11 protein-coding genes are annotated in these 11,978 nt (G+C 69.7%); 2 read left to right on the plus strand and 9 right to left on the minus strand.

Annotated features, from left to right (window positions below; all coding sequences use genetic code 11):
• Positions 1 to 2,094 (plus strand): putative bifunctional diguanylate cyclase/phosphodiesterase, encoded by a 2,094-nt coding sequence (locus NX774_RS10445; protein WP_258822108.1) that lies wholly within the window; start codon positions 1 to 3, stop codon positions 2,092 to 2,094.
• Between the two features lie 195 nt (positions 2,095 to 2,289).
• On the opposite strand, the gene NX774_RS10450 is transcribed toward NX774_RS10445, so the two are convergent.
• The gene (locus NX774_RS10450) at positions 2,290 to 4,677 is read right to left on the minus strand and encodes a penicillin acylase family protein (RefSeq protein ID WP_258822109.1); all 2,388 of its coding nucleotides are present in this window, start codon (positions 4,675 to 4,677) and stop codon (positions 2,290 to 2,292) included.
• 201 nt (positions 4,678 to 4,878) lie between these two features.
• On the opposite strand from NX774_RS10450, the gene NX774_RS10455 reads away from it, so the two are divergent.
• On the plus strand, positions 4,879 to 5,148 hold the full coding sequence (locus NX774_RS10455; protein WP_258822110.1) for a hypothetical protein: 270 nt from the start codon (positions 4,879 to 4,881) through the stop codon (positions 5,146 to 5,148).
• On the opposite strand, the gene NX774_RS10460 is transcribed toward NX774_RS10455, so the two are convergent.
• From NX774_RS10460 to NX774_RS10495, 8 genes are all read right to left on the minus strand, one after another.
• Positions 5,087 to 5,887 (minus strand): DUF2334 domain-containing protein, encoded by an 801-nt coding sequence (locus NX774_RS10460; RefSeq protein WP_258822111.1) that lies wholly within the window; start codon positions 5,885 to 5,887, stop codon positions 5,087 to 5,089. The genes NX774_RS10455 and NX774_RS10460 overlap by 62 nt on opposite strands.
• The gene (locus NX774_RS10465; RefSeq protein WP_258822112.1) at positions 5,874 to 7,016 is read right to left on the minus strand and encodes a glycosyltransferase family 4 protein; all 1,143 of its coding nucleotides are present in this window, start codon (positions 7,014 to 7,016) and stop codon (positions 5,874 to 5,876) included. The genes NX774_RS10460 and NX774_RS10465 overlap by 14 nt, the downstream gene beginning before the upstream one ends.
• A gap of 108 nt (positions 7,017 to 7,124) precedes the next feature.
• Positions 7,125 to 7,718, minus strand: a complete 594-nt coding sequence (recR, locus tag NX774_RS10470) for a recombination mediator RecR (RefSeq protein ID WP_258822113.1) — start codon at positions 7,716 to 7,718, stop codon at positions 7,125 to 7,127.
• 4 nt (positions 7,719 to 7,722) lie between these two features.
• Positions 7,723 to 8,016 (minus strand): YciI family protein, encoded by a 294-nt coding sequence (locus NX774_RS10475; RefSeq protein ID WP_370660419.1) that lies wholly within the window; start codon positions 8,014 to 8,016, stop codon positions 7,723 to 7,725.
• Entirely contained in the window at positions 8,016 to 8,342 is a 327-nt protein-coding gene (locus NX774_RS10480; protein ID WP_258822114.1) for a YbaB/EbfC family nucleoid-associated protein, read from the minus strand. The genes NX774_RS10475 and NX774_RS10480 overlap by 1 nt, the downstream gene beginning before the upstream one ends.
• Positions 8,343 to 8,398: 56 nt before the next feature.
• On the minus strand, positions 8,399 to 10,579 hold the full coding sequence (locus tag NX774_RS10485) for a DNA polymerase III subunit gamma/tau (protein WP_258822115.1): 2,181 nt from the start codon (positions 10,577 to 10,579) through the stop codon (positions 8,399 to 8,401).
• Positions 10,580 to 10,692: 113 nt separating this feature from the next.
• Positions 10,693 to 10,857 carry a hypothetical protein gene (locus NX774_RS10490; RefSeq protein ID WP_258822116.1) on the minus strand — a complete coding sequence of 55 codons (165 nt, stop codon included), beginning with the start codon at positions 10,855 to 10,857 and terminating at the stop codon, positions 10,693 to 10,695.
• The gene (locus tag NX774_RS10495) at positions 10,854 to 11,972 is read right to left on the minus strand and encodes a YeeE/YedE family protein (RefSeq protein WP_258822117.1); all 1,119 of its coding nucleotides are present in this window, start codon (positions 11,970 to 11,972) and stop codon (positions 10,854 to 10,856) included. Before NX774_RS10495 ends, NX774_RS10490 begins: the two co-directional genes overlap by 4 nt.
• Positions 11,973 to 11,978 lie beyond the last annotated feature (6 nt).

Consider the following 11,978-nt stretch of genomic DNA (forward strand, 5'->3'; position numbering starts at 1 on the left):
ATGGCTTCCACCACCAAACGCGGCGTCGTGCTGGTCGCGGACGACGATCCGGTGATGCGCCTGTTGATGCTGCAGATGCTCGGCCAGGTTGGGCTGGACGGCGTCGAGGCCGAGGACGGCGCCCGGGCTGTCGCCCTCATGCGCGAGCTGCGGCCCGACCTGATCTTAATGGACGTGGACATGCCCAACATGGACGGCTTCGCCGCCTGCAAGGCGATTCGCGACGATGCCGCCGGCGCCACGGTCCCGATCATCATGGTCACCGGCGGCGACGACATCGAGGCCGTCACCAACGCCTACGAAGCCGGCGCCACCGATTTCGTGTCCAAGCCGATCAACTGGCCGATCCTTGGCCACCGCGTGCTGTACGTGCTGCGCGCCAGCGACGCCATCGCGCGCCTGCGCATCGCCGACGCCCAGAACCGCGCGGTGCTGGCGGCGATTCCCGACACCTTCTTCCGCTTGAACCGCGACGGGGTGTACCTCGACTACGAGCGCGGCCACGACGCCGGCGCGGGCTTGTCCGACAGCGACTGCGTGGGCCGCCACATCACCGAGGTGCTGCCCAGGGAGATCGCCGAGCGCCTGCTGGAGCAGATGGAGAACGTGCTGGCGACCCAGCAGATCCGCTCGGTCGAGTACGAGCTGCTGCGCGGCGGCAGCGCCCAGCATTTCGAGGCGCGGTTGGTGGCAACCGGACCCACCGAGGTGCTGGGCCTGGTGCGCGACATCAGCGAACGCAAGCGCACCGAGGAGCAGATCCGGCGCCTGGCCTACTGCGACAGCCTGACCGGCATCCCCAACCGCCAGGCCTTCCTCGAAACGCTCGAACGCGAGCTGCACCGCTCCAAGATGGGCAACAAGAAGTTCGCGGTGCTGTTCATGGACCTGGACGCGTTCAAGCGCATCAACGACACGCTCGGCCACAATGTGGGCGACCACCTGCTGCAGCTGGTCTCGGAACGGCTGCGCGAGACCACGCGCCCGAGCGACATGGTGTCGCGCGGCGACCAGGCCACCAACCTGGCGCGCCTGGGCGGCGACGAGTTCACGATCCTGATCCCGGACCTGGAGCGGGTCGAGCACGCGCTGAACGTGGCGCACCGGGTCAAGGAGGCGATGCGCCGCCCCTTCCTCATCGAGGGCAACGAGATCTTCGTCACCGCCAGCATCGGCATCTCGCTGTTCCCCGAGGACGGCGACGACTGCAACTCGCTGCTCAAGTACGCCGACACGGCGATGTACCACGCGAAGAACTGCGGCAAGAACAACGCCAAGCTGTACAGCTCTTCGCTGACCATGCAGATCATGAGCCACGTGAAGCTCGAAGTGGGCCTGCGCAAGGCGCTGGGCAACGACGAGCTTTACGTGCTGTACCAGCCGCAGTTCGACGTGCACTCGACCGAGATCGTGGGCGTGGAGGCGCTGGTGCGCTGGCGCCATCCGGAGCGCGGCGTGATCTCGCCCACCGAGTTCATCCCGCTGGCCGAGGAGACGGGCCTGATCGTGCCGATCGGCGAATGGGTGCTGCGCACGGCGTGTTCGCAGGCGCGCAACTGGCAGCGCCAGACGCGGCGCAGCGTGCGCATGGCGGTCAACCTGTCGGCCAAGCAGTTCAAGGACGAGAACCTGTCGCAGATGGTGCTGTCGGCGCTGCACGAGACGGGGCTGGACCCGCGCTTCCTCGAACTCGAGCTCACCGAGGGCACGCTGATGGACGACGCCAAGGCCACGCTCACCACGCTGGAGCAGCTGCGGCGCATCGGCGTGTATTTGTCGATCGACGACTTCGGCACCGGGTACTCGTCGATGAACTACCTCAAGCGCTTCGACGTGCGTGCCCTCAAGATCGACCGCAGCTTCATCTGCGGCCTGCCGCAGGATTCGGAGAACGCGGCCATCACGCGCGCGATCATCGCGATGGCGCACGGGCTCAAGATGGTGGTGGTGGCCGAAGGCGTGGAGACTGGCGAGCAGCTCGTGCTGCTGCAGCAGTACGGCTGCGACCTGGTGCAGGGCTACCACCTGGGCCATCCGGTGCCGGGCGATTCGATCGCGCAAAAGCTGGTGGGGGTGGCGCAGGCGGCCGGGTGACGCAACAGAATCGCCGCAGAGCCTCTCCCCCCACCACCCGTAAGCCCGTCGTCGCAGCGCCTCTCCCGTCACCACCCATGAGACCGTCATTCCGGCGAAGGCCGGAATCCATGCTGAGCCAGCGGCCCGGTGGTGCTGGGCATACCGACTGCGCTCGTTGTCCATGGGCCCCCGCCTTCGCGGGGGACGACGTGGCTATGGTTTGAATGTCAGCGTGTACTTCGCCGGCCCCGGCAGCAGCGGCTGCGGCTTGGCCCTCACCCAGTCCTCGTGCCCGGCCAGGAAGAACGGCGACAGCGGGTGCCCGCTCTGCCCGCCCGGCATGTTGAAAATCCCCTGCTCCTCGTGCCCCGGCGAGACCGTCATGCGCTCCGACTGTCCAAAGGTGGGCGCGGCCACGCGCGGCATGTTCGAGTCGCCCGGCAGCTGGTCCGGCGGCGCGGCCAGCCAGGGCTTGAGGAACGGCGCGGCCATGCTGATCGGGTGCGCGATCGCAACCGTGTTGCGTGCGCCCCAGCTCGCCGCGGACAAGCTCTTGCCATCGGCAGTCAGCTGCGCGATCACGCGGTCGATCCCCGCCAGCTCGAACGCGTGCCAGTCGCTGTAGCCCCGCGGCAGCCACGACGCAGGGCGCTCGTTGAGCAGCCGCTCGAGCACCACCGGCCAGCGCGTGGTCGCCATCGTCACGCTTGCCTTCGGGTCGAGCTGCTTCATCTGCCGGTCCGCCTGGCCGAACAGGAGCTCGGCCATCGCCCACATCGTGCTGCGTGCGAGCCGGTAGCCGACGGAACTGACGCTCGCGTGCCCATCCCAGCCGGTATCGAGCAGGCGCCGGAATTCCGCGCGCTGCGGGTGGCCCTGCAGCGCCTGCGCATCGAGCGCGCGCAGCGCCCGCTCGCGCCAGGGGGCGACAAACAAGGCCCGGTCATCGAGGGCGGCGCCAAACGCGGCCTGCACGTCGACCTTGGGACCCAGCGCCAGCAGGTCTTCGCGCAGCTGGCGGTTGCGGGCGCCGAGGTCAAAGCCGCCGTCGCCGATCTTCTGCCCGCCCTCGCCCATCAGCTGGCGGCTGTTGGCGGTGCTGAGCTGGCCGTCGGCGGGATTGACCACGCGCGGGTAGTCGGCTGGCGGCAGCAGGCCTTGCCAGGTGGTCTGGCCGTCGAGCGGGAAAGTCGCGACCGTCGCTGGGGTCTCGCGCCGCGGCAGGATGCCGGCGATGGTCCAGCCGATGTTGCCGCGGTCGTCGCCGGCGACAAAATTCTGCGCCGGGATGCCGTCCGTGTTCGCGATCGCCAGCGCTTCGTCCACCGAAGCCGCCGCTTCCAGCTTGCGGTGATTCAGGTTGATCGCCGCCGGATCGTGCGCGATCCAGTGCAGCGCATACGCCTTGCCGTCGGCTTTGACCACCGGCCCCAGCGATGTCTCGCGCACCTCCATCTCTACCGCGGGCTGGCCCTTGACGAGGATGCGCTCGACATGGCGCGCCGGCGTCTCCCAGCCTGCCGGCACGCGCACCTGGCCGGGGTGCGCGGTGTCGGCGCCGAGCGCAACGAAGTCGAGATAGTCGCCATAGCTGTTGGTGAAGGCCCAGGCCACGTGGCCGTTGCTGGCCACGATCATGATCGGCGGCGCGCCCGGCAGCGTGACGCCGACGATGCGGCGCTGCGCGCCTTGCTCGTCCGGATAGCGCAGCGCCAGGCGGTACCAGATGTTCGGCAGCTGCAGGCCCAGGTGCATGTCGTCCGACACGATCGCCGCGCCATTCACGCTGCGGCTGCCTGCGATCGCGTAGTTGTTGCTGCCCACCGCGTCCAGGCCCTCGTTCAGCGCCAGCATGCGCGCCTGGCCGCCGTTGCCCCACCAGGCAGGCGCCCTGGACGGGATCGGCATGCCGGGCGGTGCGACCTGGGCCGCGTCATGCGGCGCGTCCCACTGGGTCGATTCCGGCAGCAGGAAGCCAAGCTGCGCGGCGTCGGTGTGCTCGCGCAGCCAGCCACGCGCCAGCTCGTGCGGCTGCTGGCTGCCTTGCAGGTCGAGGAACATGGCCCACACCACCAGCACCGAATCGGCCGCCGTCCACGGGCGCGGCGCGGTGCCCGTGAGCGCGTATTCGAACGGCCGCGCGGAGAGCGCCGATAGTCCGTCGTTCACGCCGGCCACGTAACGGTCGATGAAGGCGCGGTCATCCGGCCCCAGCCGGTCCAGCACTTGCCCGGCGCGGGCGCGGAAGCGGTGCAGCCGGCTGGCGCGGTCGCGCGGCAGCGCCTTGGGGCCGAACAGCTCGGCCAGTTCGCCCGCGGCCGAGCGGCGCAGCAGGTCCATCTGGAAGAAGCGCTCCTGCGCATGCACGAACCCCGTCGCATAGGCCAGGTCGAGGCGGTCGGCGCCGGCGATCTCCGGCACGCCGCGCTCGTCGCGCGCCACCGTGACCGGCGCGTGCAGCCCTGCGTCCACGCGTTCGCCGTCCAGCTGCGCCAGGCTGCCCCGCAGGTAGAGCCAGGCGGCCAGTGCGGCCAGCAGTACCAGCAGCAGCAAGCCGGCAAGCGAGCGCAAGGTCCAAGCGGTCCAGCGTGTTCGGCGCATCGTGTCTCCTCCCCTGTTGTTGTCCGCCGATCTTGCCAGAAAAACCATGCCGGAGGAAGCTGGTTCATGGTGTAGGACCTTGGGGCAGTCAAGCACGCTGGTCATGTTCCTGATTGAGCAAAATCAAACTTGTCGCACGCTCGTTCAGTAGTCTGGGAAGAGACATCGACGAGCACGGGCCATCCGTGAAAGGAGGCGACGATGCGCACCCTGCCCTTGGCGCTGGCGGCCCTGCTGCTGGCAGCCTGCACCACCCCGCAGGAGCGGGCCGCCCAGATGCAGGCTCAGGCGGACGAGATGGTGGTGATCTACGGCCCGGCCTGCCAGCGGCTCGGCTACACGGTCAACACCGACCAGTGGCGCGCCTGCATCCTCAACCTGAGTGCGAAGGAAGACCTGCGCAACTACCTCAGCTACCCGTACTACTCCGGCCCGGGATACTGGCACCACGGCTACTGGGGACCGTACTGAGCGCGCGTGCGCAGCCGGCCTTGGTGACGGCGGCGTGGGTGGCCAGCAGGCGCTCCACCAGTTGCTGGGCGTGGCGCAGCAGGCGCGGATGGCGCGCGTCCGGCGGATGCAGCGACAGGCGGACCAGCGGTGCACGCGCCAGCAGCGCCGCGCCGGCGTCGGCTGCCAGCGGCGACAGGAATCGCCCCGCGCGATTGCGCGCTGCGTACACCAGCGACGGGGACAGCACCGACCTGCCCTGCCGCAGCAGGTGCAGGCGGCTGAAAGTGGTGGTGTACTCGAACGGCGCCTCGCGCAGCGCGCGCCAGGCTTCCGGCCCCAGCAGCCAGGCCGGTGGCACGAAGCCGTACACCGGCCAGCCGCGCGCGGCAAACCAGTCGAGCCCAAGGCGGATGCGGCGCCGCGACTCGTCGTAGGACAACGCGGAAAACTCGCCTTCGCGCGTGGTATACACGCCACGCAAAAAGCGGCTGCGCGCGCCGCCGGCCACCGGCACGCTGTCCAGGTGGGTGTAGCCGTGCAGCGCAAGCTCGTGCCCCTGCGCCAGGTAGCCGGCCAGCCCGGCCTGCATGGATTCGGACACCTCGTCGCGCTCGTGGTAGCGCGGCACCACCAGCCAGGTCAGGGGAATATCGGCCACTTCACGGATCGCGCGGGCCAGCCGCTCGCAGCCGGCCCAGGTGGCCGGCGCGACGTCGTGGATCGACACGCACAGCAATTGTGGCTCAGTCGGTGACACAGATGCGCTCCACCTCCAGTGCCGCCCGCTCCGCGCTGGCCACCAGGCTGCCGTAGCGCTGCATCAGCTGCGGCATCACCCGGTCCCAGTCGTAATGGTCCTGCGCCTTGCGGCGCGCGTTGATGCCCAGCTGCGCCAGGTCGCGCTGGTAGATGGCCTCGATGGCCGCGGCCAGGCTGTCCACGTTGTTGGGCTCGGCCAGGATGCCGGTCTCGGCGTCCACCAGCTCGGCCACGCCGCCGCCCGAGGTGCCCACCACCGGCAGGCCGCAGGCCATGGCCTCGAGCACGATCAGGCCGAAGGTTTCGCAGTCGCCCGGATGCACCAGCACGTCGCAGCTGGCCAAGAGGCGCGCCAATTGGCGCTGGTCACGCTTGAACGGCACGTAGGTGATTTGCGGGTAGCGCGGCAGCTCGGTGCCGCCGCCGATCAGCACCAGGTGGTAGGGGCGCCCGAGCTTGCGCACCGCGTCGATCAGCACATGCAGCTTTTTTTCGGGCGTGAAGCGGCCGGCGTACACCAGCAGGCGCGCGTTGGGGGCCAGGTGCAGGTGCTCGCGCAGCGTGTCCACCCGCCGGTCGGGCCGGAACACGCCGCTGTCGATGCCCAGCGGCTGGTGCAGCGCGTCGGGCACACCCATGTCGGCCAGCTGCTGGACCATGAGCCTGCTGGGCGCAAGCACCAGGTCGAACCGCCGGTACAGGTGTGCGAGATAGCGCCGCACCGCGGCCGCCGACACCCGGCCCAGCCGGTGCTGCACCAGGCGCGGCAGGTCGGAATGGTAGAACGCCACGGCCGGCACGCCGTGCTGCTGCTGCATGCGCAGCGCGGCCCAGGCGCAGTGGCCGGCGTCACCGGCCTCCACCAGGTCGGCACGGGCCGTTTGCAGCTGGCGCGCCGGGCCCGCCACCGACAGCGGCATGCGGTAGCCGTGGATGCCGGGCACCGACACCGCCGGAATGCGCACCAGCGCCGGCGCGCGGCCACGGCCGCGGCTTTGCACATTGGGGCTGAGGATGGTGTGCCGAACGCGGCTGTGCCTTGCCAGCCAGCGCGCCTTGGCGTTCAGGTAGGTACTCACGCCGCCGCCTTCCGGCGCGTAGAACATGGTGATGTCGACGAGATGCATGCTGGGGGTCCGCTCAAAGTTCGCCCACGATAGCAGTCGACCGCGGGCCTAGCTTGCGCACACTCAAACAGGCTCCCGCGTCTCACCGGCGGGTTGCCGTTCTGTTTATTATGCGCTGCGACGGTCCAGCATGGCGCGCGCTATGGTGCCCGCGTCCACGTATTCGAGTTCGCCCCCGACGGGGACGCCGCGCGCGAGGCGGCTCACCGCCAGGCCGCGCGCCTTCAGCATTTCACTGATGTAATGGGCGGTGGCTTCGCCCTCGTTGGTGAAGTTGGTGGCAAGCACCACTTCCCTGACCTCGCCGTCGGTCGAACGGCCCACCAGCTTGTCCAGGTGCAGGTCCTTGGGGCCGATGCCGTCCAGCGGCGACAGGCGCCCCATCAGCACGAAGTACAGGCCCTTGTAGGTCAGGGTCTGTTCGATCATCACCTGGTCGGCCGGCGTTTCGACCACGCACAGCAGCGAGCGGTCGCGCGCCTCGTCCTGGCACAGGTCGCACACCTCGGCTTCGGTAAAGGTGTTGCACAGCGCGCAGTGATGCACCTGGTCCACCGCCTGGTACAGCGCGCGCGACAGCATGGCCGCGCCCTCGCGGTCATGCTGCAGCAGGTGGAAGGCCATGCGCTGCGCCGACTTCGGGCCCACGCCGGGCAGGCGCTTGAGCGCCTCGGTCAGGAAGTCGAGCGATTTGGAAGACATGGCCTTACTTGACGCGATACGCCGCCAGCACCTCGGCCGTCATGGTCGGCGCGAATTCGGTAATGTCGTAGCGCGCCACGCCGGCCTTGTGAAACGGATCCTGGCGGATCAGTTCCTCGACCTCGGCGCGGCTGTCGCCCTGCGCGATGATCACGCCGCCCTCGCGCGGCACCTTGCGGCCGGACATGAGGAAGTTACCCTTGGCATATTGCTCTTCCAGGAAGTCGCGGTGCGCCGCCAGGTGGCCGTCGATCTGCTCGAGCGGCACGATATAGGTGAGGGAAATGACAAACATCATCAGAACGGCATCTTGAAGCCCGGCGGCAGCGGCAGGCCGGCGGTGAGGCTGCCCATCTTTTCGGCGGCAGTGGCTTCCGCCTTGCGCACGGCGTCGTTGAACGCGGCGGCCACCAGGTCTTCCAGCATGTCCTTGTCGTCCGCCAGCAGCGACGGGTCGATCTGCACGCGCTTGACGTCGTTCTTGCAGGTCATGGTGACCTTGACCAGGCCGGCGCCGGACTGGCCCTCGACCTCGATGAGCGCCAGCTGCTCCTGCGCTTTTTTCATGTTGTCCTGCATGGCCTGGGCTTGCTTCATCAGCCCAGCGAGCTGGTTTTTCATCATGGCTGTGTTCTCCAAAAGTCTGGTATAGACAAAAATTGACTGGATAAATTCAGTGTTCAGGCGGCCTTGGGGCGCACCGAACCGGGCACCACGAAGGCGTTGAACTGGCGCGCCATCGCCTGCACGAACGGGTCGGCATCGACGGCCGCCTCGGCCTCGCGCTGGCGGCGTTCGCGCTCGGCCTTGGCCTCGGCGCTGGCGGTGTACCACACCGGCGCGATCTGGGTGTCCACGTTCACGCGCACCTGCGGAAAGCGCTCCTGCAGCGCGGCGCACAGCTTCTCGCTGTTGCCGCTGGCGCGCAGCGTATCGACCGGCACGCGCAGGCGGAAGGTCGCGGATGCGCTATCGGCCACGCACTCGACCAGTTCGGTCTGCAGCGCCAGCTGCTGCGCCACCCCGCGCAGCGGCAGGCTTGCGGCCAGCGCCGGCCAGTTGCCGTCCCACGCGATCGCCGGGACCGGCGTGACCACGTAAGCGTACGGCGGCGCGGCCGGCGCGCGGCTTGGCGCGGGCGGCGGCGCCACCGGCGCGGCTTCCGAGGCCACCGCGCGGTCGTCCGAAAATTCGGTCACCCACGACGGCGGTTCTTCGGTGAGCGTGTCGCCGTCCTCGTATTCCATTGCCTGCGCCTGGCCGCGCATGAGGGCGGCCGGCTGTCCCTGGTCCCACGGCGGCGAGCCGGCCGGCTGGCCGGCCGCGCGCATCTGCGGATTCTGTGGCACTTGCTGCGGCTGCGGCGGCGCGGCGCGCATCTGCGGTGCCGGCGGCTGTGGCGCCGGTGCGGCTGGCGCAGCCTGGGCGGCCGGCGCCGACGGCGCGCCGTTGTCGGGCGCAGGCGGCGGCGACGCCGAGCGCTTGCCGCCGATGACGTTACGCGAGGCAGCGCGCGCCGCTTCGAGCGCCGCGTTGATGGCGGCCCGCGCCGGGCTCATGGGCTGTGCGGAGCTCGGTGCTGCATGCGGCTGGCTTGCAGGCGGCGGCGCCGCAGGCGCTGGCGCTGCCTGGACCGGCGTGGCAGGCGGGCGGGTCGGCACGGTGGCGTGGCTGGCCACCGCTGCTGCCGCGGCGCGCGCGGGTGCCTGCGGACGCGCCGGCGCGGACTGCGCCGGTGCGGCCACCGCATCGGCGCCGCCCTGCCCCGGGCGGAACGCCAGCATGCGCAGCAGCGTCATCGTAAAGCCCGCGTATTCGTCGGGCGCCAGGCCAATCTCGTTACGGCCGTGCACCGCAATCTGGTAATACAGCTGCACTTCCTGCGGGTCGAACTGGCCGGCCAGGCGCTGGATGTCGGCCAGTTCCGGCAGGTCTTCCGGCACGGCGGATGGCACGGTCTGCGCCAGCGCAACGCGATGCAGCAGCGTGGCCAGGTCCTGCAGCGCGCCGTTGTACGACAGGCTGCGGCTGGCCATTTCGTCGGCCACCGCCATCAGGTCGGCGCCGTCCTGTTTGGCCAGGGCGTCGAGCAGGCGCACCAGGTAGGACTGGTCCAGCGCGCCCAGCATGCCCTGCACCGCGTCCAGCGTGACCTGGCCGGCGGCGTAGGCGATCGCCTGGTCGGTCAGCGACAGCGCATCGCGCATCGAACCGTGCGCGCCTTGCGCCAGCAGGCGCAGCGCCGGCTGCTCGTACGTGACGCCTTCCTGCCCGAGGATGTTCTCGAGGTGACCGACGATGTGCCCCGGCGGCATCTGCTTCAGGTTGAACTGCAGGCAGCGCGACAGCACCGTGACCGGGATCTTTTGCGGGTCGGTGGTCGCGAGGATGAACTTCACGTGCTCGGGCGGCTCTTCCAGCGTCTTGAGCATCGCGTTGAACGCGTGATTGGTCAGCATGTGCACCTCGTCGATCATATAGACCTTGAAGCGCGCGTTGCTGGGGGCGTACACCGCCTGTTCGAGCAGCTGGGCCATCTCGTCCACGCCGCGGTTGGACGCCGCGTCCATCTCGATGTAGTCCACGAAGCGGCCGGCGTCGATCGCACGGCAGGCCTCGCACTGGCCGCAGGGTTCGGCAGTGATGCCGCCCTGGCCGTCCGGGCCGGTGCAGTTGAGCGACTTGGCCAGGATGCGCGAGAGCGTCGTCTTGCCGACGCCGCGCGTACCCGTGAACAGGTAGGCATGGTGCAAACGCCCGGTCGCAAGGGCGTGCGTGAGCGCGCGCACCACGTGCTCCTGACCGACCAGCGTGTCGAAGTTCCGGGGACGGTATTTGCGGGCGAGGACTTGATAGGACATGGCGCGATTTTACAGCAGTTGTGCGTTGCCGCCCACAATCGGCCGGGGCCGGCGCTCGCGCAGTCGCGCGGGCCAGTGAATTGGATGCGAGGGCCGGAGACGGCCCCCGCCCGTCAGCGCCCCGAGCAGTGCCCGCCGCTGGCCGCCTGCCCGCTACCGAGCGCGATCAGCGGCGGCTCGGCCTGCGTGGTCTGGCTGCGCGAAAAATCCAGCGCAACCAGCAAGCCGAACGCCAGCCAGAACAGGATGGTGATGATGCCAAATGTCCGTTTGCTCATGCCGGCGCTCCCATCACCTGCTTGCGAATCCGCACACCGACGAGCGACCCGGCGAAGGCCAGCGCGAACCACACCCAGCCATGCAGGCTGGCGGAGGTAATCCCGTCCAGGAAGGCGCCGACATTGCAGCCGAACGCCATGCGCGAGCTGTAGCCCATCACCAGGCCGGCCACCATCGCCACGGCGATCCGCCTGGCGCTTGGCACCCGCACGTCCGGCGGCCCGTTCCAGCGCGATGCGGCCAGAGCGCCGTAGATCAGGCCGACGTTGGTCACCGAGGTGACGTCGGCCAGGATCGGTGCGGCCAGCCGGTCCGCGTGCGGCGCCACGCCCCAGAAGGCGTCGCCGGCCGCGCTCCAGCCCACTGCCTGGGCCGCCTTCGCGCCCCACAAACCGAGGCCGTAGACCACGCCCCACGGCTGCCCTGCCACCACCAGGTGCAAGGCGTACAGGATCGCCAGCAGCAAGGCGCCCAGCCACCAGCGCCTGGCCCAGCGCGTTTCGGCAGCCAGCAGCTTGTGCGCGGCGCGGTGCTTGTGCCCGCCCGCCCACGCGCCCCACGCCACCGCCGCGCAACCGGCCACGGTGATCGCCAGCGCGGCCGGCCAGCCGAACTGCAGCATGTCCACCGGCGCCAAGCCGCCCAGCGCCAGCCACGCCGGCTGGTGCGATGCGCCCACGAAGCTGCCGATCACGAAGGTGGGCAGCACCGCAAACGACACCGGCGCGCCGCTGCCGGCCTTGTAGAGCGTGCCGGAGCCGCAGCCATCGGCCACCTGCATGGCGGCGCCAAACAGGAAGGCGCCCAGCACCAGGCTGAACGAAATCGGCGCCACCGCGCCCACCAGTTCGCCAGGGTGCGCTGCCAGGAGCGGCAGCGTGAGGGCGGCGGCCAGCGAGATCACCAGCATCTGCGCCCACAGTCCTTGCGGGTCGCGCTTCTCAATATAGTTGCGCCAGCCGGTCGTAAAACCGAAGCGGGCGCCCTGCAGCACCGCGCCAAAGCCGATCCCGATCAGGGCCAGCAGGCCTTGCCGCAGTCCGGCCGCCAGCGTGACGGCCACGGCCAGCGCCAGGGCGCCGGCCACCCAGCCGGCGCGTTTCAGGTAACGCATGCCCCG

This window comes from Massilia agilis (assembly GCF_024756255.1).
Lineage (GTDB): Bacteria > Pseudomonadota > Gammaproteobacteria > Burkholderiales > Burkholderiaceae_D > Telluria > Telluria agilis.